Genomic DNA, 26,714 nt, shown 5'->3' with positions numbered 1-26,714 from the left:
TCAGAAGAGACCCTCTTCCGCCGGTCACCCAACTGATCCCCCCCTGAAAAGTTATGCCTTCCCAAACACGATGTGTGCTCTGAATTACGACTCCAACACCTCCAAAGCCGCTCCAAACCCGGCCAGCCAATTTGCCGGATTGTCCAGAGCGCCTACTGAATGTTTCAGTCCGTCTGGAATCTCAACGGCTTCAAAAGGATTGGGAAGGATTACCTCCAGCGACGGACCTCCTGTCAGGGCTGAAACAAGGGCCGGGCTGGCTTTTTCGCCATGAACAAACAATTGCGAGATGGGGGAATCCGATTCCTTGATTTCAGCTTCAAGAAGCAGCCGATCGAGTTCTCGATTGATGGCTTTGGACAGATTTTGATCAGATTCCAGGACATCTTCCTCGTAATCATCCAGATCCATTTCTTTCGATCGAAAATAGGTCCCATCTCTTAAGAGGGTAATGGTGACCGAGGTTTTTCCAACATCTGCCAGACCGATGAGGCGTCCTTTAGGTTTAAACAATTTTTCCACTGCTGTCAGTGCGGTAAATTGACGAACGCCAATATGTTGGAGATCTTTTTGCATTCCCTCAAACAGCTCTTGAATCCGTTCAACCACCAGCTTTCTAAAAATGAGCAATACCACAAGTGGGTTTTCCGGCAAAACACGGATCCATGTAATCTTGTAGTTTTTGCTCAAATCCTCCGGCAAGAATTGTTGGGTTTCCCAAAACACCTGCCTTTCAACATCATCTTCTGGCAGTTTCGGGTCAACCGGGACTTCTTTTACAAAGAAAAGGTCCGGATTTATGGCGGTACTCACCTTTTGAACCCACCCATTCCGGGACAGGTTTTCCTGAAATATCTGACGAATCTCTCGAAAGCGAGTCTCGTCATTCATGGTAAGCAGTCGAAATTTGTGGGGAAGTTTCATTTCCACAAAATTTTCGAGTACCCATCCATTTTCAGATCGACCCAACTGAACCAGGAGAAAAGCATTTTCTCCCAAAACCGCACCAACAGCAGATTCACTCATCGGTATTTCCTTTCGGAACAACGTCTTTAAGGATTACGCATCCCCATTTTATTTTTTGACATCAGAAAATCTCTATAAAAAGCGAGGCACTGGCGTGTTCAAACAATGCAACTGTAAACGGCTTGTTTCTGTTACATTGCCCGGCGCCGGGCCTTATTTTCGTTTTGTCTCAGTCCAACTGGGCTCACCGTTTTCAATTTTGCCATGATTTTTCAGGCTGGCGCCCCCGAGAAAATGAAAGATGAAATTGGAATTTGCTTTTGCAATGTCTGTGCTGTCAATGGGGCATTGAATAATGATTCCCTTTGCAGCGGATGTATCAACCACCGTAATTTTGTAAGGACGTTCCACGGTGGGACAGCGTTTAATGGAATCCAGCATGGCATAAATAATAGAGAATTTTGAGCTGTCCGTGGTATCGGAGACCGCATTAAATGCAGAATCTGTCGCTTTCTGCGTGGCCATATTGGCGTAATCGCGCAAATAATCGCGATAGATTTTTACAAAAAATGTGTCGCGGAGAGCGGCCATCACCGTATCTTCTTTAAAAATATTGTCCGTTTTTATGTAGTGCATTACAGAGTCAAGAGTATCCGAATAGGTGCTGTATTTGTAGTTGTACAAAACCTCCGCATCGTATACCCGATGCATACGATCCCGGCAGATAGTCGTATCCTTGTCCATTTTTTGCCAGACCTTTTTGGGATACCAAATGGTCAGTATCAAAATAATACTTAAAATCACAATCAATATTTCGTAAACAATCGATCCTTTGGGTCTTGGTTTTGTCGTTGGAACTGTCATTTTTCCTCCTGTCTAAACTAATTTGTGTTGCAGCTCAAATCGTAACTGGCAACTATTCGGGTTTCAGTCTATTTCATTTCAAAAAAGGCTCTATTGCTTTAAACTTCTTTTTACCAATCCCCTTTATCCGCATTAGATCGCGTTTATTTTTAAACGGCCCATGGTCATTCCGAAAAAGGAGAATGCGCTCGGCCATTTTCGGGCCCACTCCCGGCAAGCGAATCAATTCGCTTCGTGTCGCCCTGTTCAGATCAATCCGAACTCGGGCTGAACGTTCTTTATTCCTTAACTTCGAGGAGTTCTGCCGTTTTACATCACGAACGGCCTTCACGTACTCTTTTTCAAAGGCGAGAACGTCCGGAGGAATTTTTCGATGCGCCCATCGCCAGTTTTCATAGCCTCGAAACGCAAGGAGTAGTAAAAACAGCAGCGAAAAAATACTGAGAATACGAAGCTCGTTGGGTGTAAATCGAAAATATTCTCTAATTTTTTCACGTTTTTTGATTGTGGAGTCCCCCCGCTATCTTCTATCAGAAAATAAATTTTTTGGATGTTTTTCTTTTCAGAAGCCGTTTCTTTTCGAGCTCGGCCAATTTTTTAAACAGTTCTTTCTCTTCTTTCGATAACTCCTTTGGCGTTTCTATCCTTATCCGGACTAACTCATCCCCGGTTCCATAGTGATTTAAATGCGGAATCCCCTTTCCCTTTAGTCGAAACACTTTGCTTGCCTGGGTTCCTTTTGGGATTTTCAGCATGACCTTACCGGTCAGAGTCGGCACCTCAACCTCGTCCCCAAGCACCAATTGTGAAAAGCCGACCTTCAGTTCGTACAGGACATCATCCCCGTGGCGTTCAAAAAGACGATGTTCCTGTTCTTCAATAATCACAAAAAGATCCCCGGCAGGGCCTCCGCGTTTCCCCACATTTCCTTCCCCGTGAAGGGTTAAATAATTTCCGGAAGAAACACCCGCCGGAATTTTTACGGTAACGGTTGCCTCACCTCTTATGCGTCCGTCGCCCCGGCACACAGGACACGGATCTTCAACAAGCGTTCCCTCCCCCTGACAATTGGGGCATGTGGTGATATTCACAAATTGCCCAAAAATGGACCGGGAAACCTGTCGCACCTCCCCCGTGCCATGGCAGACCGGACAGGTTTTTACCCCCGTCCCGCCTCTGGCCCCGGTCCCCCGGCAGGCATCACAAACAATATACTTTTTGACCCGAATCTTTTTTTCAACACCGGAGGCAATTTCCTCAAGCGTTAATCGCAGATGAACCTGTAAATCCGTTCCTTTTTGCGCGCCACGCTCCCGCCCGCGACCCATTCCAAAGAAATCTTCAAAACCGCCAAACCCCTGCATGAAGGTGCGCAGGGCATCGGACAAATCGAAGTCCGTAAAACCACCGGAAAACCCGCCGCCTCTTAAGCCGTCGTGGCCATACTGATCGTACAGACGCCTTTTTTCTTCATTATTTAAAACTTCATAAGCCTCGGCAGCCTCCCTGAATTTTTCTTCTGCTTCTTTATCCCCCGGATTTCGGTCGGGGTGATACTGCATAGCTAATTTTCGATAGGCCTTTTTAATTTCTTCGACAGTGGCTGTACGAGAAACACCTAAAATTTCGTAATAATCCCGTTTCATCGACCTAAAATTCCGCTTCCCTTTTTTAACGCGTTTATTTCGTCACGACAACCTTTGCGTGGCGGATAACTTTTCCATTCAATTTGTAGCCTTTTTGATGCTCTTGAGTTACCGTATTGGGCGGGTAGTTTTTATCCTCAACCATCATTAACGCGTCGTGAACATCCACATTAAAGGGCTGCCCCACCGATTCTATCGGTTCCACACCGTATTTTTCGAGCAGTTTTTTGAAATTATTGTAAATGAGTTCCACACCCTCGTAAAGCGTTTTAAATTTGTGAGACTTTTTACCCGCGTCCAGTGAGCGCTCCAGATCGTCTAAAATCGGAAGAAGATTCAAAATTAAATCTTCATTTGCATTCTTGATTCGGTTTTCGATTTCTCTGCCGGTAATTTTCTTGTAATTCTCGAACTCAGCCGCCAGACGCAGCAGTTGGTCTCTTAGCGCATCCCGTTCCGTTTCCAATTCGAAAATTCTTTTTTCCAGTTCCTTGGTTTTCGATCTTCGAACGCTGCGCTTTTTGGGGGACGCCGTCTCCTCTTTTCCCGCCTTTTCAGGTGTTTCTATTTCTTTTTCCTGGATAGATAACCTGTCTTTTGTTTTCATGGATCCCCTAATTGGTTAAGACATGACTCAACACTTGTGACATGTAATCGACAATCGGAATAATCTTTGAGTAACGCATTCGCGTCGGTCCAATAATTCCAAGGGTTCCGTGTACACTTCCCACGTGGTACGACGTGGTAACCAGACTGCAATGTTGAATGTTTAAATCCCTATTTTCCTCACCGATTTTAACCACAATTTTGTGGTTGTTTCCAATTTTTGTGAGCGACTGAATAATGCTTTTCCGGTTGTCCAGCAGCGTCATCAGCGATTCCAGCCGCCGCTGATCCGTAAATTCCGGTTGATGAACAATATTCCGTGTGCCGCCGTAATACACCTCTTCCCATTCTTCAAAATCAAAGAGGTCATTTGCCTGATGAATAAAATACTGAATCATATCCGCATGACCGCCCGATACATTCCGAAGACGTTGATCGATCGTTCGTTTAATCTCTCCCAGTTTCAAACCATACAGGCGCCGGTTCAAAATACGGGCCGTTGTATCCAGTTTTTTACGGGAAATCTGAAAGTCCAGTTCCATCATAATCGTTTTTACCAGACCCGAATGTAATTTCAGGACCATTAGGGTGCGATTTCCAGAAATCGGAACCAGCTCCAATTTTTCAAAAATTCCCTCGTAAAAATGAGGGATAAGGACTACACTCAACTGCCTGGATATTTTTGCCAGCAGCTGCGACGCCCGTTCAAGGATATGATTAATGTCGGAACTGACCGTATTCAGGTCCTCCAAAATAATTTTTTTCTCCCGGGAAGTCAATCGTTCGGGTTTCATCAGGCTATCCACATAAAATCGATAACCGAGATTTGTGGGAACCCGTCCGGCTGAAATATGCGGCTGCTGTAAAAAGCCCCGTTCTTCCAGGTCCATCATCACGTTTCGGATGGTGGCCGGGCTGTACCCAAGTTTATAATTTTTATGCAATGAGCGAGAACTCACAGGCGTAGCTGTGAGGATGAAATCATGAACGATCAGACGCAGGATTTCTTTTTCTCGACTATTCAGTTCTTCGGTCACCACTGATCACCTACCAAAATTCATTTTTAAAACCATGGATAATTTCAAGATTTTCAATCTCTAAAATAATAATTTTTATGGCTTTTGTCAAGTAGATTTTCGATTTTTAAATCTTCTCTTTTAAATACAGACGAATGGCTCTCCAACTTCCGATCATGCCCAAAACAATTCCCCAAACAAGAATAAACGCCCAAATTTCCTTTTCATTTACTAATGTAATGGCCAGCCATTGTCTGACAATCCACACAACCAGTCCCAGAAAAAGGACCGAAAGCACGCCTCCAAAAAGCCCCAGCAAGAATCCCTGAACCAGAAACGGCCGCCGAATGAACGCCGGTGTCGCTCCAATCAGCCGCATAATCTGAATTTCTTCCCGTCTGCTGATAATCGCCATTCGCACCGTGTTAGCAATAAGAAGAATCGAAAGAAACCCAATCATAATACCCAGAAAAACCCCGCCGCCAAAAAACAGTTTCAGGTATTTTTCAATAATTTTTAACAAATCGTAACGATAAGAAACGTCTTCAATCCCTGGTAATTTTTTGATCTGTCCGATTATTTTTTGAACATTTTTCTTGGAATGGTAACTTTTTTTCAGCCGGATCTTAAATGAAGCGGGCAGAGGATTTTCGCCCAGAATAGCTTCAATATTTTCGCCAAACTCCTTTTCAAATTTTTTCATGGCGGCATATTTCGAAATGAACTGTACCGAGTCGACTCCCGGAATATTCAATATGATTTTTCGGAGGTCATAGGCTTCCTGTGTCTGAACCGTGTCCACCAGGAACACCTCTAACTCTAATTTATCCCTTAAATTCTGCAGAAACTGCCAGCCATTCCAGGCACCCATCAGAAAAAGCCCCACCAACCAGAGTGAAAGAGAAATCGTCAAAACAGACACCCACACGGAACTGCGCGACCGTTTTAAGTTCGAAAATCCCTCGCGGATTGGGTACCAAAGCTTCATGATAAAATCATCCCATTTTCAATTCGTACTATCCGGCAACCGGATTGTTTGGCCATTTCAAAATTATGGGTTGCCATAATAATTGAGGTTCCCTGGTTGTTAATCTTCTTCAACAGGGATAAAATTTCATCCCGGTTTTCCTCATCCAGGTTGCCGGTGGGCTCATCGGCCAAAACTACAAACGGTTCATTCACAATAGCCCGGGCAATGGCCACGCGCTGCTGCTCTCCTCCGGACAATTCTCTGGGCATCTTTAATTTTTTGTGCGACAGCCCCACATCGCGCAGCACTTCCAAAACCCGTTTGTTTATTTTTGATCGCCGGGCCCCGATCACTTCCATTGCAAATGCCACATTATCAAATACATTTCTGTCCCGAAGCAGTTTAAAGTCCTGAAAAATCATCCCGATTTTTCTTCGAATGTACGGAACGTCCCGCGGCGTAATCTCCTGCGTGTTGTACCCATCCAAAAGAATGTGACCACGCGTTGGAAATTCTTCCAGATAAATCAACTTCAAAATGGTACTCTTTCCTGCACCGGATGGACCCACCAGAAAGAGAAATTCTCCGTTACGAAGAAAAAGATTCACATTTTTTACACCGCTGCCCCGGGGATAGAAAAAGCTCACATTAAAAAAGCGAATCATCGGATGTTTCCTGTTTTTTTAAGACAAAATGAATTCTGTTTGAATTGGGATTGGCTGGTTCAAACGAGAATCCGTCTAAAGCAAATGCCAGCTTCCATTTTGTTTTTTCGATAAGATCGAAAAAGGTATCTGTGTGATAGATCCTCTGCCGGTGGACCTCGTGGTACAGGGCCCCATCGCCTTTGAATTTTATTTGAAACTCCGTATACTGGATTTGTTTTTTACGATCAAAATGGCTCCACCGGGTGTAGGCAAAATCCTTTTCTTTCTTTGTTTCGTAGTAATTCGAAAAATTCAGTTCGGAATTTTGAATCGTACAGATATCAAAAATCAGTACACCTCCGGGCAATGTCATATCATAAAAATTTTCCAAAGCCAGTTGGATTTCATCAGGCGTGCGGAGGTAGTTAATGCTGTCGTACAAACAAACCACCGTGCTTACTTTCTTTTTTAATCCGATTCGCCGCATATCTCCGACCCACAGAGGGATTTCATTAAGATTTTCCTTTTTTCGGGCCTGTTGAACCATCGGAAACGAGCCGTCGCATCCGTACACGTTGCGAATGGAGTGCCGCATGTGGATTAAAAAGCTTCCGGTTCCGCAGGCGGTATCCAGCAAACTTTCTGGCTGAAAATGGAGCGCATCATAAATTTGCAACACATAGTCGACCCACATCCCGTAATCCACGTGGCGCATTACAAAATCGTAAATATGCGCCAGTTTTTCGTAGGGTGCCGCTTTTTTAACCTTTGTGCGAAGCCAGTTGTACAGCAAGTTGAATGGCCTCCTTCATGCTTTGTTCGTGAGCCTTTCCCTTACCCGCGATATCAAATGCGGTGCCGTGATCGGGAGAGGTACGCGGTACCGGGAGCCCGGCCGTAAAATTAACAGCCCTTCCAAAACCGACCATTTTAACAGGAATCATCCCCTGATCGTGATAGTGTACCAGATAGGCGTCGAAATCCTTTTTGTCGATACGGGTAAAAAGCGTGTCGGCCGGAAAGGGTCCCTCTGCCTGTACACCCAGGGCAATCAGTTTATTTATGGCCGGACGAATGATGCGTTCTTCCTCATCGCCCAGTTTTCCGTGTTCTCCCCCATGTGGATTCAAGGCAGATACGGCAATTTTCGGATCAGGGATCCCAAAAAACCGTTGCAGCGCATGAACCACCGCCCGCGTCGTTTCAATTATTTTCTCCTCCGTCAGTTGAGAGGCCACGTCCCGAATCGGATAGTGTGTGGTTGTAAAACTTACCCTGAACGTTCCGGCGATGAGCACCATGGCAAATCGCCTGACACCAAAACCGGCCGCAAAAAATTCCGTCTGACCCGGAAACCGGCGATACCCGGCCAGCCACAGCGCTTCTTTTGAAATAGGGGCGGTCACAATGGCGTCGCCCTTATTATTTTTCACGCGGTCAATGGCGCATTGGAGAAATCGTGCGCTCATTTCTCCGGCCTTTTTCGAGATTTTCCCCGGATCAATCGGAAGTTTTTCATCCGGCACACACTCAATCACTTCCACATCGGATCCGTATCTTTGCAATCCCAGCAATTCTGTGTAATAGTCCACAATTTGCTGAGAGCCAATCAAGACCGGCGACGCTGCTTTTAGCAGGGTTTCATCCGAAAGAGCCTTCAGGGTGACCTCCGGGCCAATCCCGTTAAAATCTCCGAGCGTAATGAGTATTTTGGGTTTCATTGAAGAACTCGTGCATCTCCTGATTTAACCAGTGCATATTTGAATAAAATAGGGCCAATAATTTGATTAATGGCAATCACGGCCAGAATCAGGGTTTTAAAATCGGCCCCCCATCCCGGAAAGGTCCGCTCCACCAGGATGGCCAACCCCAGTCCAACCCCGGCCTGTGAGACAAACCCCATCCACGAATAGTTTCGAATAGCGGGTATGGCCCGGGCCGCCATACTTCCGAACAGGGTACTGCTCCAAACGGCAAGGATCCGGATCAAGACAATCAACAGAGCAAGCATCCACGTTTCCCTAAGTGCCACCAGATTCAGGCTGGCACCTGCCACAGCGAAAAACAAGACATAAATAATCAAGGAACTCTGATCAATGATCCGGAGCAGACGATCGCCCAACGGTGTAAAATTTTCTATCAAAAATCCGGCAACAATAAAAATTAATAAAATATTCAGATGAATCAAAGGGGCAAATTTTGAAACAAAAAAGATTATTCCAAGGATGAAAAGCGAAACATAGGGAATCCCGTGTTTCAAGTACTCTATCAAAACCCAACCGATTGCTCCTCCAACCAAAAGCGACCCAAATAATTCAATCATTAACGCGGTCATTAAATGATTTTCTGCCGGATTATCGGCTTGAAGAAGTTTCCGGGCCAGCGAAAACACGAGGGCAAAAAGCAGGATAACCACCACATCCTTCAGGATAGTGATTCCCAGAACAATTTCGGTGAATTTTCCCTTTGCCTTCAGTTCGCTGATCATGGCAATTGTAGTCGAGGGAGATTTCGTAACCAGAACAATTCCAAAAATCATGGATACGCTAAAAATCTGCAACCGCGAAAAGTCTCTTAAAAAATTGAAAGCCGGTGCAAAAAGATAAATCAGGGTCGTGATAATCACAAACATGCCTGCTGTTTGAATAATTGTAATGTACAGCAAAGACCGGTAATCTTCTTTCAACTGTGAAAGACGCAGCTCTCCACCGGCAGAAAGCGCAATGATGCTCAAAGCCAGATCGTCGATTAACCGAAGTTTCTCTACGGTTTGGTTGGTGAGAAAACTGAAGATATACGGTCCAAAAACGATGCCGGCAAGGATATATCCCGTCAATTTTGGAAATTTAATTCGAAGGAGCAGTTTTCCAAGAAGGTACCCGCTCAGCAATAAAAATCCGACAGCAAATGTAATCAGATTTCCGTCGTAAGCGGGTCTGCCTAAAAATGTGACATATCCGACAGCGGTTATGAGCAGAAATCCAATAAATTCAAACATGTTATTCGGCCAGCTCCTTAAACGCACGATTCAAAAAATAGGACGCAACAACCATCGAAATCAGCACGGCAATAAACAGCCCCAAAAACAGGACATTGACAAATTCCCGGTTTGTGCGGGCGACCAGGCGGAAATCAATTAAGAGTGCCAGCAATACCGAGATCTGACAAATGAGGTTATTTGCAAAAAACACCGCATTTTCGTTGTAAAGCTTTTTAATTAAAAGAGCGCCCAGGAATTTCCCTCCATACCGAAGAACGGTATACAGAACACCCAATCCTGCTGCCAGCCATAAAAGGGTACCCAACTCTTCCGGACGAAGCGTCCAGAGAGCCCCAAAAAAGACATAAATCAGCACAATGATTAACGGTTCGGCCTCGTATAAAATGGCGGCAACCCGGCTTCTCTTAACAGAGGAGTTGGCCACAACCATACCGGCAATTGCGTTCACAAACAAGGGGGAAATATTTAGTAACCCGGCCAGGCCGCTGGAGAGAAAAATAATACCGTACACAAACAACAACATTTCGTTGTGTTTTCGTGCACCCATTACCATCAAATTAATAAAAAGGCCGGAACCGATTCCCACAATGAGAGAAAAGATCAGATTTCGCCACCAAAGATTCCCCGTCAAAAAACTGACAATCAGCCCATAAACAAATACGCCCAGAATCCCACCCAAAACGGTAATCAACGACAATCTTTCAATAATCAGGGAGCGTTTTCGGCGTTTTTTAATCAGAAGTCGGATAAGTACCGGAGAAGTTGTCACAGACAATGAAGCAAGGAGCCATGCCATTGCAGGAGAAAATCCGCGAAAAAAGATTCTGAACGCCAAAAAGAATCCTGTACCCACCGCCAAAAAGGCGCCAGCCGAAAATATCAGAGAATAGATTATGTCCCGGGAATCCACTTTTCTGACAAGCCGGATATCGAAATCGATGGTCATCAAAAAGCCAAGCCACCCGAGGGAGAATCCGACCAGAGGAAAGATTTGGGTTAACACCCTGTCGGTAAAAATGTTTAATCCGGATTGGCTAAAGAAAATACCAATGAGCACAAAAAGAACACTGTAAAAGGGGACCGCTTCAAAGCCAATTTTTGACCGCGAAAAACGCACCAGCGGTACGCCAAACAGCAAGACAAATGCCAGAAGAAAAAGTGCAAGGAAGCTTTTCATTTAAATTCAATCACAAATTGAGCTGATGTTATTCAGAAAAACCAACCACCATTCGCAGATAAAAAAATATCCCGTAAAACGGGATATCCTTTTAATCCATTTTTTTATTAATTAGTCACCGACAATCTGAATCCAAACTTTTCGATGACGGGGACCGTCAAATTCACAAAAATAGATGGACTGCCAGGTACCCAGTTTCAAGCGGCCGTCCCGAATAAGAACAGTTTCAGAGGCTCCAAACAGACTGGATTTAATATGCGCCGCCGAATTTCCTTCCATGTGGTGATACCCATCATTCCAGGGAATGATTTTTTCCGTTTCGGCAATGATATCGCGAACCACATCCGGATCCGCGTTTTCGTTAATGGTAATGGCTGCGGTCGTGTGAGGAGCAAAAACGGTACACAGCCCGTTTTTCACCCCGCTTTTTGCCACAATACTCTGGATTTCTGAGTCCAGTTGAATGAATTCGGTGTGATTGTGGGTTCGGACAGGAATTTCAACAAACATTTTACGCCCTTTCATTCATTACTTTCCAGAGGATCGCTCGTTGAATGATGGTTTTGAATTCACCGCTGGTAAAGGGTCAAACACGCGCCTATTTTATCCCAAGGGCCTTGTCCCGGCTCAGATTCCATTTCACCCAGTCGGCTTTATTCTTCATTTGCTTCAGCGAAAAGGAACCCGCATATTTTACTTTTCCATGCTTGTCGATTTTTAGCATCTGCATTTCCTTCACAATATACAGCCACTTTTCCATTGTGACTTCATGCGGACCTTGGATTTGATGGGGTCCCTGAATCTGGTGGGGCTTGATCAATTTGGGGGTTAGCTTTAACCTGTCCATATCCGTTTTGGCATTGGAAACCTTCACTTCTCCCCTGTAGACCCGCACTTCGGAGCTGGAATCGGAGCCAAAGCTGACCTCCAGTTTTGTTCCGGTGATCGCGGTACCCGCAACGGGCGTATCCAGTTTAAATTTCATTTTTTTGCTTTTTTTCGAAACAGATGCCCAGAGGTCGCCGCTCTCGATGTTGATCTGTGTCGTTTTGATCTGCGAGTCTTTGGATTCATCGTAAAGTTTCACAATATCAATGGTCGTTTCCGGTGCCAGACGAATAATATCCAAACCCCTTAATTTAATCTCTGCACGCGATCGAAGGTACGTGCGGACCTTTTCACCGCGAATTACCTGCGTATTTTTATGGGCAGGGATCCAATTCTCGATTTTGGGCGTCTTCTTTTTCACCCGGCCCGCCACATAGGTAACCACACCCTTTTCTTCCACTTTCTCAGAAAACAAAAGGTAGGGAACCAACCAAATTACGGCAATCAAAGGTACAATCCATTGCAACTGCTTTTTATTCTTCATTCAATCACCTTTCGCTTGGTGTTTTTTTCTGGCACTTCTTTGTCGGATTATTCAGGTTCTTTTCCATTGCCGTTGGTATTTTCCTTAATGACCCGGGCCACGTCCGCAATGCGATCCCCTTCATCCAGACGGATCAGACGAATTCCTTGGGTATTCCGTCCAATAATGGAGATTCCCTTCACGGGCTGGCGAATAACCACACCATGCGCCGTAATGATCATAATATCGTCACTGTCCATCACCACTTTCATGGCGATCATTTTGCCCACACGCTCCGTTATTTTAACGGCAATAATCCCCTTGCCTCCGCGATGGGTTAAGCGGTAGTCCTCGATCTTGCTCCGCTTTCCGTATCCCTGTTCGGTCACAACCAGAAGCGTCGACCCCCGTTGAACCGGAACCATTCCAATGACCCGGTCCTCGGGTGCCAGGCTAATTCCGCGAACGCCTGCTGCATTGCGTCCCATTTGCCGCAGTTCCGATTCATTAAACCGGACTGCTTTTCCGTAAAGCGTCCCCAGCAACAGCTCCTGAGTCCCGTTGGTCAGCATGGCTTCAATGAGGCGGTCGCCTTCATTGATGGAAATGGCCACAATACCGCCGCGCCGCGGCCGGCTGAATGCCTCAAGATTGGTCTTCTTGACCAGGCCCTTTTCGGTGGCCATGACAATATAGTGCTCATTGTCGAATTCCTTCACCGGCAAAAAGGCCCGGATATTTTCACCCTTGGAGACATCCAAAAGATTCACGATCGAGCGCCCTCGGGAGGCACGGCCGCCCTCCGGAATTTCGTAAACCTTCAACCAGTAGCACTTTCCCCTATCTGTGAAAAACAAAATATAGTGATGGGTGGAAGCAATGAACAGGTGCTCCACAAAATCCCCGCTGGTGGGCGAGGCCCCCGTGTAACCGCGGCCGCCGCGCATCTGCCGCTTGTACCCGGAAACGGGAAACCGCTTAATAAACCCGTCGTGGGATATGGTAATCACCATGTCTTCTTCGGCGATCAGATCCTCAATTTGAAAGTCCTCGGCACTGTTAATAATCTCGGTTCGCCGTTCATCCCCATATTTTTTCTGCAGCTCGATGAGCTCATCCTTAACTATTTTCATCCGAAGGGAACGGCTGTCCAGAATGGCCTTTAATTCGGCGATGAGCTTAATGGTTGCCAGATACTCATCTTCAATCTTTTTTCGCTCCAACCCCGTGAGACGCTGGAGGCGCATGTCCAAAATAGCCTGAGACTGAATTTCGGAAAGTTTAAAATTTCGCATCAGGTTGTGTTTGGCTGTTTTGGGATCGCGTGATTTTCGAATGGTTTGAATAATGGCATCCAGATTGTCCAGAGCAATTTTTAATCCCTCTAAAATGTGGGCCCGTCTTTCCGCTTTGTCCAGATCGAATTTTGTGCGGCGCACCACCACTTCATGCCGGAAATCGACAAAATGCTGAAGGGATTCTTTCAGATTCATTACCTTGGGCGCCCCGTCAACCAACGCCAGCATAATGACACCAAAGGTGGTCTGCATCTGCGTGTGTTTGTAGAGTTGATTGAGCACAACCTCGGCCTGAGCGTCGCGTTTCAGCTCAATGACGACACGCATGCCGTCCCGATCCGATTCGTCACGAATATCGCTGATTCCGGTGATTTTTTTATTCCGGACCAGATCTCCCATTTTTTCGAGCAGGTTGCTTTTGTTCACCTGGTACGGGATTTCCGTAACAATAATCCGTTCTTTTCCATTTTTCTGTGTTTCAATATTCGCACGAGCCCGAATGGTTAATTTTCCCCGTCCCGTTTTGTAAATGGTCGGAATTTCGGCTGCGCCGTAAATAATGGCTCCGGTTGGAAAATCGGGGCCTTTAATCGATTGCATAATTTCTTCGACTGCAGCCTCCGGATTGTCAATGAGGGTAATCAACCCATCGATTACTTCCGTCAGATTGTGCGGCGGAAAGTTCGTCGCCATGCCCACCGCAATTCCCGAGGCACCATTCACCACAAGATTGGGCAGAACGGAAGGGAGCACAACCGGTTCTTTCAGGGTTTCGTCGAAATTCGGGACAAAATCAACCGTATCTTTTTCGATGTCGCGCAACAGCTCCAGAGCGATGGGTGCCAGGCGGGCTTCCGTGTATCGCATGGCGGCCGGTGAATCCCCGTCGACGGAACCAAAATTACCCTGGCCATCCACCAGTGGGTACCGCAGAGAAAAATCCTGTACCATTCGTACCATCGAATCGTAAACAGCCGTATCGCCATGAGGATGGTACTTACCCAGAACCTCACCCACAATTCTTGCACTTTTTTTATAGGGACGGTTGGGCAACAGGCCCAAATTGTACATTCCGTAAAGAACACGCCGGTGAACCGGTTTCAGTCCGTCACGAACATCCGGAAGGGCCCTTGATACAATAACCGACATGGAATAATCCAGATAGGAGCCCTTCATTTCGTCTTCAATTAAAACTGGTAAAACTCTTTCCCGATTTACAGCCATTCGTTTGTCTCTTCCTTACATTATCGTTTTATCGTTTAAATCATGCCATCACGTGTTTAAACATCCAGGTTGCGCACGTATTTTGCATTCTTCTGAATGAATTCTCGCCGGGGTTCGACATTGTCTCCCATTAACGTGCTGAAAATCCGATCAGCTTCAAAGGCTTCCTCTATGTTCACCTGAAGGATGACCCTCTGCTCCGGATCCATGGTGGTTTTCCACAGCTGTTCCGGGTTCATTTCACCCAGACCTTTGTACCGTTGGATATTCACGCCGTCCCGGCCGAGTTTTTGTGTAATCTCTTCCCGCTCATCTTCATCATAAGCGTAGTACTCTTCCCGTCCCTTTGCCAGACGATAAAGAGGGGGCTGAGCAATGTAAATGTGCCCGAGTTCAATCAGTTCCCGCATGTAGCGGAAAAAGAAGGTCAGAAGCAGGGTTCGAATATGGGCCCCGTCCACATCGGCATCCGTCATAATGATGATTTTATGGTAGCGCACCTTTTCCGGCCGGAATTCATCCCGGCCAATACCGGCGCCGAGTGCCGTAACGATGGTCCGGATTTCATCATTATTCAGGATTTTCTCCAGGCGGGCCTTTTCCACATTCAGGATTTTTCCCTTCAGGGGTAAAATGGCCTGAAATTGACGGTCCCGTCCCTGTTTGGCCGATCCTCCGGCTGAGTCCCCTTCAACCAGAAAAATCTCCGCATGCTCGGGATCTCGAATCGAACAATCCGCCAGTTTACCCGGCAGCCCTCCACCATCCAGCGCCGTTTTTCGACGGGCCAATTCCCGGGCCTTTCTGGCGGCATCCCTGGCCCGGGCTGCCATTGTACATTTCTCAACAATCTTTTTCACCACGGACGGATTTTGCTCAAAGAAGGCATTCAATCCCTCCGACGCGATTGAATCAACAATTCCTTTGACCTCACTGTTGCCAAGCTTGGTTTTCGTCTGACCCTCGAATTGGGGTTCCAGAACCCTCACGCTGATGATGGCTGTAAGTCCCTCGCGAACATCATCGCCGGTCAGTCCGTTTTTAAGACCCTTGGTCAAATTGTTTTTGATCGCGTAGTTGTTGATCGATCGGGTGAGCGCCGATTTGAATCCTACCAGATGCGTTCCCCCTTCAATTGTGGGGATATTGTTCACGTACGTGAAAATGTTTTCCGTGTAGGATGTATCATATTGAAGCGCGATTTCAACCTGAACATTTTCTTTACTGCCGGACACATAAATTGGCTTTTTGTGAATTGGCGTCCGGTTTTGTTCCAGATATTCCACAAAGGACACAAGCCCGCCCTTGTAGTGGAATTCCATTTCCTCGTTGTTAGCAGCATCTTTCAGGAAAATCCGTACTCCCGGATTCAAAAAGGCAAGCTCACGAAGCCGATTGGAAAGGGTATCCACCGAATACCTGACCTTTTTGAAAATGGCCCGGTCGGCCATAAAATGAATTTTCGTTCCCGTTTTCTTGTGCTTGCCAATCACTTTCAGATCAGTAACCGGGTTTCCCTGTTCGTACTTTTGGTGGTAGATCTTGCCATCGCGGTATACCTCAACCTCCATCCACTCCGAAAGCGCATTCACTACCGATACACCCACTCCATGTAATCCCCCAGAAACCTTGTAGGTGTTCTTGTCGAATTTTCCACCGGCGTGAAGGGTCGTCATGACCACTTCTACAGCCGGGCGCTTTTGCACCGGATGGATGTCCACGGGAATACCGCGGCCATCATCTTCAACCGTAATGCTGTTGTCTTCGTGAAGGATGACCTTAATTTGACTGCAGTACCCGGCCATCGCTTCATCGATACTGTTATCCACCACCTCGTAAACCAGATGATGAAGTCCTTTTGAGGACACATCCCCGATATACATTGCCGGGCGTTTTCGTACCGCTTCTAACCCCTTTAAGACTTGAATTTTTCGGGCGTCATACAGGTCGTGACTCTGCTTTTTTTCCACGTCTCTCTTTTTAACTGCCATCTTTTGTTTTATGCCTCCAGAAATACTCTTATTTAAACCGAATGTCTGTTATTACGTTAACACCAATTTTTTTGTTCAAACGATGAATAATATCCCGTTTTAAATAGATAAGCTCCGTTCTCCAGCTTGGGCTGTCCACGCGGACAAAAAGAATCCCATTATCCACTCTTTCCGCACGGGATATTTTTGAGATTTTTTCACCGACAACTTCACTCCACAGGAGAAGAGCCTGACTCTGATAGACCTTCTTTTCAATATGAAGGTCCTTCAGAATTCTGTTCAAAACGGACCCCAGTTCAGCCGCTCTTTTCATGGACGTTGTCCAACCTCCGTATGGGGTACCGGATGTGTACGGTCAATATAAAAATAGGAAATTTTTTTCTCTTTTTCCAGTTCTGTGTCAATTTTTAAATCCACATCGCTGGTCGTTAAAAATATCTGCCCTATTTGGGTAAAATACTCGGTAATATTTTTTGCCCTGATTTTATCAATTTCTGTATATACATCATCCAGAAGAAAAAGGGGGCGTTCTTTTTTGATTTGATACACGTAAAAATATTCTGCAATCTTCAGGGCAATAACAGCCGTTCTGTGCTGACCCCGGGAACCAAATTTTCGCAAATCCCACCCATTGTTCAAAAATGAAATTTCGTCACGGTGGGGACCAATGAGCGTGTTTCCACGCATGATCTCAAAATTGATGTTTTTCTCCAATTCACGGAGAAACACGTTCCTTTCAAAAAAGGCCTCTTTAAAAGAGGGCGTATAGATGATGGAAATTTCTTCCTGTCCCAATGTAAGCTGTTTGAATATTGGCTGTAAAATTTTCTGAAAATCCCTTACAAATTCTTTCCGTTTTTTTGTAATTTGTTTATTGAGTTCGAAAAGCTCGATATTCCACGGTTCAATTCTCTCCCTGAAACCAAATCGGTTCTCCTGGGCATCGGCCAATAATCTGTTGCGCTGCCGGAGCACCCTTCGAAAATTTTGAATATTATTAAAATAGGATTTATCCGTCTGGGACAAGATAAAATCCAAAAATCGCCGCCGCTCAGACGGGCTTCCATACGTAATGACTTCGTTTTCCGGGGTGAGAATAACGATCGGAAAGAGACCAATTATCTCTGAGGCAGAAGAAACGCGGGCTCCATCAACAAAAACACGTTTTCCCTCCCCTTGTACGTATTCTAAAGAAACCGTTTTTTTTACGCCCTGATCAAAAATAAAATCTGACGTGATTTTAAAAAAATCCGCATGAAAAGGAATAACATCTGCATCGGAATTGGTGCGAAAACTCTTTGTAATGCACGTATAAGCAATTGCTTCCAAAAGATTGGTTTTTCCCTGCCCATTATAGCCATAAATCACATTTACGCCTTCATCGAACACGAAATTTTGTTTCAAATAGTTCCTAAATTGTTGAAGATATAGTGATTTTAAAACCATTCTATTCCTGAATTTTCAAATAACACTTTTTGTTGCGGAAACCAGCTACTTACACCCTAATACTCATATTCTTCGGAGGTGTCGGATGTTTCCGTATACTCATTTGCATCCGAAACGTTTTCTTCGACTTCTTCGGTTTCCGTTAACCGAACAGGCATTACCAGAAGGAGAAAATCCTCTTTTTCCAATTGTTCTGATGGCAAAACAATTCCTGCAGAAATCGGTGTGTCCAACATAAGGACAACCTCGTCCGTATCAATATGTCGGATAATTTCCATAAGGTACTGAGCGTTGTAACCAATATCCATCTCTTCGCCTTCATATTCTGCCGGCAATACTTCCATGGCCTCACCGCCGATATCCAGGTCTTGTGAAAAGACTTCGATTTTATCCGGTTTCAGGGACAATTTTACTTGTTTTGTCATTGAATTTGAGAAGATTGAGACACGCTTTAAGCTTCTGTGAAATAGCTCGCGATTAATTTGCAAGCGTTTTTTATTGGTAGTTGGAATTACATTCTCATATTGAGGATATTGACTTTCAACCAGTCGAGAAATAATTTCTGCATGATTGAATTTAAACACAATATAGTTTTCTCCAAATGAAACCTTGATATCCTCCGTTTCGTCGGAAATATTCTTTACCAGCAGATTCAGTGCTTTGGTTGGTACAATTAATTTTTTTTCTGAAACCGATGCCGAAAAATCCATGTTTGTAATGCGGGCCAGCCGGTGCCCATCCGTGGCAACCATTCTGAATTCATTTGAGCCAATTTGAAAAAGGACCCCCATTAGCGCCGGCCGCAACTCATCATGCGAAACGGCAAAAATGGTTTTGTCAATCATGCGGGAAAGTTTTTTGCTGTCAATATCAAATTCTTCTACCAAATCCGACACCGGCATCAGGGGAAAATCCTCACTGGGGTCCCCAGCAATTTTATACACTCCCCGATCACTGATGAGCCGCAGACGATAGTTATCCTCTGCAATAACCTCTATTTTTACATCCCCCAATTCCCGTAAGATTTCCGCTAACATCTTTGATGGAACAGCCAAAGCCCCGTTTTCAACGCCATCCACGTTTATTTGAGTTGACATGAGAATTTCCAGATCGGTCGCATATATTTTCAGGCTGTCATTTTCAAGAATTAATAAAACATCACTCAGGATGGGTGTAGCCGTTTTGGGAGGAACAACACCGATAATGCTTTGAATTGCTTTAAAAAATTCCGAACGGGGTACGGAAAATTTCATTGTGGCCTCCTAAAATATGATATCAAATAGTAACCTCTATATTTTTATTAAAGTAATTAATTTTTCATATAATTTCAAGCGAATTATTTTATTCTATTTTATAATTGTTTTTATAGTAAAGAATAAAAATATAGTAATAGTAATGGCTGTGAATATGTGGAAAACCTTTTTGTAAAAGTGAGTAATTATACTAAAAAACAATGAGCTTGATTGGATTAAAGGACGTTTGATCCTGTGAAAAAATTGTTTAAAACTTGTTTATATCCGGGTACGTTTTAAAAGGGTAATTGGGTTGATCAAAACAATGTGGAAAAACGACGGTTTTTCCACACTATTTCACCCGCTTTTCCACAAGAGATGTGGAAAAGATTATTGGGTTTCCAATTCCACTTTTTCCTGAATTTCCTGGACAATCTCGCGGAATTTCGGTTCCGATGCCATTCTGTTTTCAATCGTTTGATAGGCATGGATGACGGTTGTATGATCGCGCCCGCCAAAATGCAGACCGATAGTCTTTAGGGAGCTGCTGGTCAGCATTTTGGCCAGGTACATGGAAATCTGACGGGCTTCGACGATTTCTTTTTTTCGGGTTTTGGCCCGAATCAAATCTTCCTTAATGGAGAAATAATCGCTTACCACTCCCTGAATAAGCTCAATTGAAACATTTGTTTTGTTTTTCTTTTTGATTAAATCTTTGAGTACCCGTTTGGCCAGGCGCAGGGTGATGTCTTCCCCATTCAGGGAAGCATACGCCAGTAATTTAATTAGGGCTCCTTCGAGTTCCCGAATATTGGAGCTAATGTTCGCCGCAATAAACTGGGTGATTTCATCGGAGAGTTCAATTTGATCCTGTTCGGCCTTGCGCTGCAAAATAGCAATTCGGGTTTCCAGATCGGGTGGCTGAATATCGGCAATAAGCCCGGAACTAAACCTGGAGATCAGTCGATCTTCCAAGCCGGCCAGTTCCTGAGGGGGACGGTCCGATGATAAAACGATTTGCTTTCCCTTTTGCTGCAATTCGTTAAATGTGTGAAAAAATTCTTCCTGGGTTCGTTCCTTATTGATAAAAAATTGCACATCGTCGACGAGCAAAATATCCACATTTCTATAGTGCAGGCTGAACTCAGAGGCCCGGTTGTTTTTGATGGCATTAATAAATTCAAGGGTAAATTTTTCGCTTGAGACATACTGAATGCGCTTATTGGGATATTTGGTTAAAACGTAATTTCCGATGGCCTGAATGAGATGTGTTTTACCTAACCCGACCCCTCCGTAAATTAATAAGGGATTAAAAGAGGTCTTACCGGGCGATTCTGCAACGGCCAGAGAGGCTGCTTTTGCAAATTGGTTACTGTTACCTTCCACGAAATTCTCGAAAATATATCGACTGTTTAGATGCGTGCCATTATTGTTGTAAAAAAGCAGATGTTTTTTATTTTTAAGAGACTCCTCGGGAGAAACACTGCCAGCCGTTTCATCCAGGACAATCGAATATTTTAGTTTTATGGGTCGACCAAAGGCTTCATAAAGCGCCTGATCGATAATATCCCGAAAGTGTTCATCAATCCATTCATAAAAAAACTCGCTGGGAACCTGAATGGTCAACTGGTCGTCTGTTACCTTAATTGGGATGATGGGTTTAAACCAGGTATTGAAACTTTGTGCGCTGATTTTTGAGCGGATATGGGACAAACAAAAATCCCATGCCTTTTCTACAGAACTGATGATATCCTCCATAAAACCCCTCGTTTTTTAAAAACAAAAAGCGATAAATCGTAAAAAGTCTTCATATTTGATCGAGTGTAACTGTGTTGAGCAAGAAAGGATTCAAAGAATTAAACAGGCCTTTTCCACAAGTTATCCACACACAGAAAGGTACGTTTTGCGGAAACAAATATAAAAAATTTTCGTTCAAAGTCAAACCAAAAGATTTAAAAATTTTGGAAAAATGCGGCGCAAAAAGGGCTAAAGGAATTTACCAAAAAAAACTTGACTTTTTGTGCATTTTAATATTATATTTAACGTCACTATTTAAAACGCTAAGTAAAACAAAAACAATCGAAAGGAGATTTTTAAATGAAACGGACGTTTCAACCCAGCAATAGAAAGCGCCGGAATAAACACGGTTTTATGGAAAGAATGTCTTCTGTAGCTGGTCGAGAGGTTTTACGGCGTCGTCGTTTGAAGGGGCGAAAAAAGCTAACCGTTAGTGATGAATATACAACGAAGTAGTTATCCACATTATTGCTACTCGTAAACGAAAATCACCGCGCATGGCTGCCCAAACTCTAAAAAAACATGAAATCATTCGGGGACCATCTGCTTACGATGAGATATTCCAAAAAGGCAAAAAAATAAGGGGACGGCTCATAACCCTTTTTTATGTTTCAAGTGAAAGCACCCAGATGGGCATAGCCGTTAGTCGAAAATACAAAAAGGCGGTTGAACGAAATCGCGTGAAGCGATATATTCGGGAAATCTTTCGTCAAAATAAGGCTTGGTTTGAAAAAAAAAAGTTATTTTTTATGTGCGCAAAACAGAGGAATTGCCCACATTTTGGCGTTTATATCATGAAATTTCAGATCTAAAGGACATACTGAAAAAATGTTAAAGAAAGTTGTAATTTTCTTAATCAAATTATATAAAACGCTCATTTCGCCATTTTTTCCTCCTTCTTGCAGATTTTATCCCACATGTTCAACGTATAGTATTCAAGCGTATACGAAATACAATTTCTTTAAGGCAACCTATCTATCTGTTTGGCGAATCCTACGGTGCAATCCTTTCAATAAGGGGGGATATGATCCGTTACCGTAACGTACGATAATTCTCTTACGAATAACGATATAGTAAAAAGTTAGGACAATCATGAACAGAGACACCATCATTGCATTTATCTTGATCGGAATAATTTTAATTTTTACCCAGACGTCCTATTACAAAAAATGGGTGATGCCAAAATCCCAATCGACGCAGCAGGGCCGGGTTGTAGAGGACACGCTTCGAAAAATGCGAAGCGAAAGACCATCGGCCACAAGCCGATTTGAAAAGGCGATTCAGGAGAAAAAAACGGAACCGCCGAAGAAACCGGTGGCCGTTAAAAAGGAAAATCTTCAGCTGGGTGAACTGTTGCCCGCCAGCGTAATAGGCAAAAAGGCAAGAACAATAACCGTGGAAACCCCCTTGTATCAGGCAAAGATATCGTCCAGAGGGGCTACCATAAGTAGTTGGAAATTAAAAGAATACAATACATTCAATGGCACCCCTGTCCAGTTGATTTTGGGGAAAGGGTATGATGATCTTGGACTTTTGTTTTTTGTAAATAATGATACGGTCGATTTTGGCAATGTGAATTATAATTTGAGTCTTCTGAAAAAGGACCAAACGGATTCTCTGGTGGTATTAAATGATGCCCATCCCACAGCAACCCTTCTGGCCAAATTGACCCTAAAAAACGGCCAGCAAATTATAAAAAAGTTTGTTTTTTATAAAGATAAGTACAATATTAATTTTGTTGTGAATCTGAAGGGATTTGATTCCTGGGTTGACAACAACAGCTATTATGTCACCTGGAAATCCGGTTTACATCCGACAGAGAAGCGTCTTCGGGATGACGAGGGCTACTCGAAGGTGTATTCGATGCTGGGCAAAGAGCTTGATGAATTTTCAATAGGCAATAAGCCCGAGTATAAAAAGAAAAAGATAACCGGGTCGGTTATTTGGACGGCGGTGCGAACAAAATATTTTACGTCGGCCATTATTTTGAAGGGAAAGCAGGGAAGAGGAGTCATTGTAGAAGGCCGGGGGGTTCCGTTTAATAAAAAGAATGTCATCAAGCGCTATTCAACGACGGTTGAAATGCCATTAAATAGCGGTACCGTTACCGCGGATTCATTCACCGTTTATATCGGCCCACTCGAATACAACACCATCCGAAAATTGGGCGTTAAACTGGACAAGGTGATTATGTCGTCGGGTTGGTATGAGCGTCTTTTTCGTCCGTTCAGCATTGCCATTCTGGTTTCATTTAAATTTCTCCACAGGTTCATCCCAAATTATGGGTGGGTCATTGTGGTGTTTTCACTGCTGATAAAAATAGTAGTGTATCCATTGACGCACAAAAGCTATGTGTCGATGAAAAAAATGCAGCTTGTTCAGCCGCTGATGGCGGAAATAAAAGAGAAATACAAGAATGATCCGCAGCGGATGAACAAAGAAACCATGAAGCTTTATAAGGAGTATGGTGTAAATCCCATGGGGGGGTGTTTACCGACGCTTCTGCAAATGCCGTTATTGGTGGGATTGTTTATTGTTTTTCGATCCACAATTGAGCTGCGGGGCGCACAATTTTTGTGGTGGATAAAGGATTTGTCCATGCCGGATACCATTGCCACGCTGCCATTTACGATTCCAATGTATGGAAATACAATCAATGTTTTGCCCATTGTGATGGGCTTTACCATGTACTTTCAGCAAAAGATGACCACTCAGGATCCAAAGCAAAAATCCCTGACGTATTTAATGCCGGTTTTCTTTGTTTTGCTCTTTAACTCGTTTCCATCGGGGTTGAATCTGTACTACACGCTGTTTAATATTCTGACGATTGCCCAGCAGCATTTTGTTAAAACCGACAAGCTGGAAATCAAACCGGTGAAAAAGAAAACACCCAGACAGAGAAGTCATAAAAAAGGGAAGTAAGGATTTACGTGAGGACTACCAGCCCTGCCAAAATACCTGGTAGGGCTGTTTTTATTTATGGAAAAAACAGAGACAATTTCAGCGATTTCCACACCCATCGGGACGGGGGGGATTTCCGTCATACGGATCAGCGGTGAGGACGCGCTTTCGGTTTCGGAAAAGATTTTCAGAGGGAACGTTACTCTCTCAGAGGTGCCCACCCATACGGTTCATGTGGCAGCAATTGTTGATCCCCAGTCGGGAGAGGAGATCGATCAGGGAGTCTTTACCGTTTTTCGTGCTCCGCAGTCCTACACGGGAGAAGATGTGGTCGAGGTTAGCTGCCACGGGGGGCTTTTTGTTACACAAAAGGTGCTCCAGGCAACCCTGAAAGCGGGGGCGCGTTTGGCCGAACCCGGAGAATTTACAAAACGGGCCTTTTTAAATGGAAAGCTGGATCTGTCCCGGGCCGAGGCGGTTGCCGATCTAATTCAGGCGCAAACAGAGAAAAGCCTTCGAGCCTCGTATCAACAGCTTTCGGGGAAGTTGTTCCAACAGATTCAAACGGTTCAAAGGGAATTAATCGAAATCCTGGGTTTTCTGGAACTGGAACTGGATTTTTCGGAAGAGGATGTTGAACTGATCCCCCGGACAGAGCTCGTCGCCCGTTTGGATTCGGTCAAAAAGATCCTGAAAAAGTGGATTTCCACCTATCAAAAAGGACGCTTTCTGCGGGACGGCGTTAAAATGACCATCGTGGGGCGTCCGAATGTGGGAAAATCCAGCCTGCTGAATCGATTGATTGGAAGCGACCGGGCAATTGTGGATGCCACACCCGGAACCACACGCGATGCCGTGGAGGTCCAACTGGACATTGACGGGGTTTTGTTTCGCGTTATTGACACGGCCGGCCTAAGGCAGACCCGTGACCGCATCGAGGCAAAGGGGGTCGAAATGACTCAATTCCATTTGAATGAGGCCGATTTGGTGGTTTTTCTCTATGACGGGTTTGTAGGCTGGCTTCCGGAGGATGACTTTGTCTGGAACAAAATTGGGGAAGCCACGGCGAAAAGCGGTGCCGCCACATTAATCGTCGAGAACAAGATTGATCTGAAACGGAACCCCAAAAATCAGGGGATACCCGGCTCTGTTGCGCAGCAAACTCCGATTCGGATTTCAGCCAAGACAGGGGAAGGGATGGACTCTTTTTATGAGATGATAAAAAAAGAGTTTTTGACCGATGAAAATCTGAACCGTGGTGAGATTATCCTCACAAATATCCGTCACGTGAAAGCAATAGAAAAGGCACTTTCTGCTCTGGATACGGCCAGCGAGACCCTTCAAAGGGGACTCAGCCAGGAATTTGCAGCCGTGGATGTTCGGGGAGCACTTAATGCGATCGGTGAAATTGTTGGGGAAACATCTCCTGAGGATGTTTTGGATTTTATTTTTGGAAGGTTTTGCATCGGAAAATGACAGATACGAAGAAAGACATTTTGTTCCACGTGAAACAATCGGCCAGCAGTCTTTATGGCGAGTATGATGTCATCGTTGTCGGGGCGGGACACGCCGGCTGTGAGGCCGCTCTGGTCTCGGCACGAATGGGTGCGAAAACCCTCTTGCTGACGATGAACATCTTTACTATTGCGCAAATGTCCTGTAATCCGGCTATTGGAGGGCTGGCAAAGGGCCATCTGGTAAAGGAAATTGACGCGCTCGGCGGCGAAATGGCCAAGGTCACGGATAAAACGGGCATCCAGTTCAGAATGCTGAATCGCTCAAAAGGCCCTGCTGTCTGGTCGCCGCGCGCCCAGGCCGATCGGCTTGCCTACTCCTGGGAAATGCGCCTCGCTCTGGAACGGCAGGAAAATTTGGATATAAAGCAGTTACCGGCTACGGGCCTTGTGGTCGAAAAGGGTGAAATTAAGGGGGTAAAGGTTCAGACCGGAACAACGATAGCGGCACGGGCCGTCATTCTGACGGCCGGGACCTTTTTGAATGGAAAAATCTTTATCGGGCTTCAGGCCATTCACGCGGGACGCGCCGGGGAGTTTCCTGCCCGGGGAATTACGGAGGACCTGGTTGCCCTGGGGTTTGAGTCGGGGCGACTAAAAACGGGAACCCCCCCGAGAATCGATGGCCGGACGGTGGATTTTTCGGCCATGACCCTCCAGCCGGGGGATGAAACGCCTGTTCCGTTTTCCTATCAAACGGAAAGGCTGGAGCTTGAGCAGATTCCCTGTTATTTGACTGCCACCACCCCCAAAACGCATCTGGTGCTTGGCTCGGGTTTGGATCGCTCCCCCCTGTACACGGGAATGATCCACGGGGTAGGTCCCCGGTATTGCCCCTCGATTGAGGACAAAATTGTCCGGTTTAGCGACAAGGAGCATCACCAGATTTTTCTGGAACCGGAGGGAAGGGATACCTTTGAAATGTATGTGAACGGCTTTGCAACCAGCCTGCCGGAGGATGTGCAGATTCAGGCCATTCGAACCATTCCGGGTCTCGAAAGGGTGGAAATAACCCGGTTGGGGTATGCCATTGAGTATGATTTTTTTCCACCCACCCAATTGAAGCC

The 26,714-nt window shown here is 45.0% G+C and carries 26 protein-coding genes; 6 read left to right on the top strand and 20 right to left on the bottom strand.

Annotation, left to right across the window (positions count from 1 at the left end; genetic code table 11):
* Positions 1-84: 84 nt before the first annotated feature.
* From GXO76_14115 to dnaA, 20 genes are all read right to left on the bottom strand, one after another.
* Entirely contained in the window at positions 85-1,026 is a 942-nt protein-coding gene (locus GXO76_14115) for a hypothetical protein (protein NOY78993.1), read from the bottom strand.
* A gap of 153 nt (positions 1,027-1,179) precedes the next feature.
* Positions 1,180-1,830, bottom strand: coding sequence for a hypothetical protein (locus GXO76_14110; GenBank protein NOY78992.1), 651 nt, complete (start codon positions 1,828-1,830; stop codon positions 1,180-1,182).
* Positions 1,831-1,903: 73 nt separating this feature from the next.
* Complete coding sequence (locus tag GXO76_14105) at positions 1,904-2,161, bottom strand: helix-hairpin-helix domain-containing protein (protein NOY78991.1); 258 nt, start codon at positions 2,159-2,161, stop codon at positions 1,904-1,906.
* Between the two features lie 199 nt (positions 2,162-2,360).
* Complete coding sequence (gene dnaJ / locus GXO76_14100) at positions 2,361-3,476, bottom strand: molecular chaperone DnaJ (protein ID NOY78990.1); 1,116 nt, start codon at positions 3,474-3,476, stop codon at positions 2,361-2,363.
* A gap of 34 nt (positions 3,477-3,510) precedes the next feature.
* Positions 3,511-4,083 carry a nucleotide exchange factor GrpE gene (grpE, locus tag GXO76_14095; GenBank protein ID NOY78989.1) on the bottom strand — a complete coding sequence of 191 codons (573 nt, stop codon included), beginning with the start codon at positions 4,081-4,083 and terminating at the stop codon, positions 3,511-3,513.
* A 7-nt stretch (positions 4,084-4,090) separates the two neighbouring features.
* Complete coding sequence (hrcA, locus tag GXO76_14090) at positions 4,091-5,119, bottom strand: heat-inducible transcription repressor HrcA (GenBank protein ID NOY78988.1); 1,029 nt, start codon at positions 5,117-5,119, stop codon at positions 4,091-4,093.
* Positions 5,120-5,225: 106 nt separating this feature from the next.
* A complete protein-coding gene (locus GXO76_14085) occupies positions 5,226-6,086 on the bottom strand; it encodes an ABC transporter permease (protein ID NOY78987.1) in 861 nt (286 codons plus the stop codon).
* Positions 6,083-6,733, bottom strand: a complete 651-nt coding sequence (ftsE, locus tag GXO76_14080; GenBank protein NOY78986.1) for a cell division ATP-binding protein FtsE — start codon at positions 6,731-6,733, stop codon at positions 6,083-6,085. The genes GXO76_14085 and ftsE overlap by 4 nt, the downstream gene beginning before the upstream one ends.
* The gene (locus GXO76_14075) at positions 6,717-7,508 is read right to left on the bottom strand and encodes a class I SAM-dependent methyltransferase (protein ID NOY78985.1); all 792 of its coding nucleotides are present in this window, start codon (positions 7,506-7,508) and stop codon (positions 6,717-6,719) included. The genes ftsE and GXO76_14075 overlap by 17 nt, the downstream gene beginning before the upstream one ends.
* Complete coding sequence (gene pdxA / locus GXO76_14070) at positions 7,477-8,436, bottom strand: 4-hydroxythreonine-4-phosphate dehydrogenase PdxA (protein NOY78984.1); 960 nt, start codon at positions 8,434-8,436, stop codon at positions 7,477-7,479. Before pdxA ends, GXO76_14075 begins: the two co-directional genes overlap by 32 nt.
* Positions 8,433-9,713 carry a hypothetical protein gene (locus GXO76_14065; GenBank protein ID NOY78983.1) on the bottom strand — a complete coding sequence of 427 codons (1,281 nt, stop codon included), beginning with the start codon at positions 9,711-9,713 and terminating at the stop codon, positions 8,433-8,435. The genes pdxA and GXO76_14065 overlap by 4 nt, the downstream gene beginning before the upstream one ends.
* A 1-nt stretch (position 9,714) precedes the next feature.
* Positions 9,715-10,893 (bottom strand): hypothetical protein, encoded by a 1,179-nt coding sequence (locus GXO76_14060; GenBank protein NOY78982.1) that lies wholly within the window; start codon positions 10,891-10,893, stop codon positions 9,715-9,717.
* A gap of 111 nt (positions 10,894-11,004) precedes the next feature.
* Positions 11,005-11,403: a YjbQ family protein gene (locus tag GXO76_14055; protein NOY78981.1), complete on the bottom strand. Its 399-nt coding sequence runs from the start codon at positions 11,401-11,403 to the stop codon at positions 11,005-11,007.
* Positions 11,404-11,491: 88 nt separating this feature from the next.
* Positions 11,492-12,265: a FecR domain-containing protein gene (locus GXO76_14050; GenBank protein NOY78980.1), complete on the bottom strand. Its 774-nt coding sequence runs from the start codon at positions 12,263-12,265 to the stop codon at positions 11,492-11,494.
* Positions 12,266-12,312: 47 nt separating this feature from the next.
* On the bottom strand, positions 12,313-14,766 hold the full coding sequence (gyrA, locus tag GXO76_14045) for a DNA gyrase subunit A (protein ID NOY78979.1): 2,454 nt from the start codon (positions 14,764-14,766) through the stop codon (positions 12,313-12,315).
* A gap of 56 nt (positions 14,767-14,822) precedes the next feature.
* On the bottom strand, positions 14,823-16,757 hold the full coding sequence (gyrB, locus tag GXO76_14040; GenBank protein NOY78978.1) for a DNA topoisomerase (ATP-hydrolyzing) subunit B: 1,935 nt from the start codon (positions 16,755-16,757) through the stop codon (positions 14,823-14,825).
* A gap of 28 nt (positions 16,758-16,785) precedes the next feature.
* Positions 16,786-17,070: a DUF721 domain-containing protein gene (locus GXO76_14035; protein ID NOY78977.1), complete on the bottom strand. Its 285-nt coding sequence runs from the start codon at positions 17,068-17,070 to the stop codon at positions 16,786-16,788.
* The gene (gene recF, locus GXO76_14030) at positions 17,067-18,203 is read right to left on the bottom strand and encodes a DNA replication/repair protein RecF (protein ID NOY78976.1); all 1,137 of its coding nucleotides are present in this window, start codon (positions 18,201-18,203) and stop codon (positions 17,067-17,069) included. The genes GXO76_14035 and recF overlap by 4 nt, the downstream gene beginning before the upstream one ends.
* 56 nt (positions 18,204-18,259) lie before the next feature.
* On the bottom strand, positions 18,260-19,456 hold the full coding sequence (gene dnaN, locus GXO76_14025; GenBank protein NOY78975.1) for a DNA polymerase III subunit beta: 1,197 nt from the start codon (positions 19,454-19,456) through the stop codon (positions 18,260-18,262).
* Positions 19,457-19,825: 369 nt separating this feature from the next.
* Positions 19,826-21,193 (bottom strand): chromosomal replication initiator protein DnaA, encoded by a 1,368-nt coding sequence (gene dnaA / locus GXO76_14020; GenBank protein ID NOY78974.1) that lies wholly within the window; start codon positions 21,191-21,193, stop codon positions 19,826-19,828.
* Positions 21,194-21,532: 339 nt separating this feature from the next.
* Here dnaA and rpmH point away from each other — a divergent pair, with 339 nt between their 5' ends.
* The 6 genes from rpmH to mnmG all read left to right on the top strand — a co-directional run.
* A complete protein-coding gene (gene rpmH, locus GXO76_14015; protein ID NOY78973.1) occupies positions 21,533-21,688 on the top strand; it encodes a 50S ribosomal protein L34 in 156 nt (51 codons plus the stop codon).
* A 41-nt stretch (positions 21,689-21,729) separates the two neighbouring features.
* Entirely contained in the window at positions 21,730-22,044 is a 315-nt protein-coding gene (gene rnpA / locus GXO76_14010) for a ribonuclease P protein component (GenBank protein NOY78972.1), read from the top strand.
* Between the two features lie 16 nt (positions 22,045-22,060).
* Positions 22,061-22,273, top strand: coding sequence for a membrane protein insertion efficiency factor YidD (gene yidD / locus GXO76_14005; protein NOY78971.1), 213 nt, complete (start codon positions 22,061-22,063; stop codon positions 22,271-22,273).
* 51 nt (positions 22,274-22,324) lie between these two features.
* Complete coding sequence (yidC, locus tag GXO76_14000; protein ID NOY78970.1) at positions 22,325-24,154, top strand: membrane protein insertase YidC; 1,830 nt, start codon at positions 22,325-22,327, stop codon at positions 24,152-24,154.
* 57 nt (positions 24,155-24,211) lie between these two features.
* The gene (gene mnmE / locus GXO76_13995; protein NOY78969.1) at positions 24,212-25,609 is read left to right on the top strand and encodes a tRNA uridine-5-carboxymethylaminomethyl(34) synthesis GTPase MnmE; all 1,398 of its coding nucleotides are present in this window, start codon (positions 24,212-24,214) and stop codon (positions 25,607-25,609) included.
* Positions 25,606-26,714: tRNA uridine-5-carboxymethylaminomethyl(34) synthesis enzyme MnmG (gene mnmG / locus GXO76_13990; protein ID NOY78968.1), on the top strand; the 1,109-nt coding region annotated here is incomplete at its 3' end. The genes mnmE and mnmG, both read left to right, overlap by 4 nt.

The sequence above is a fragment of the Calditrichota bacterium genome (assembly GCA_013151735.1).
GTDB lineage: Bacteria > Zhuqueibacterota > JdFR-76 > JdFR-76 > BMS3Abin05 > BMS3Abin05.
The sequence above is the reverse complement of the archived record's forward strand: the minus strand, read 5'-3'. Positions and strand labels throughout refer to the sequence as shown.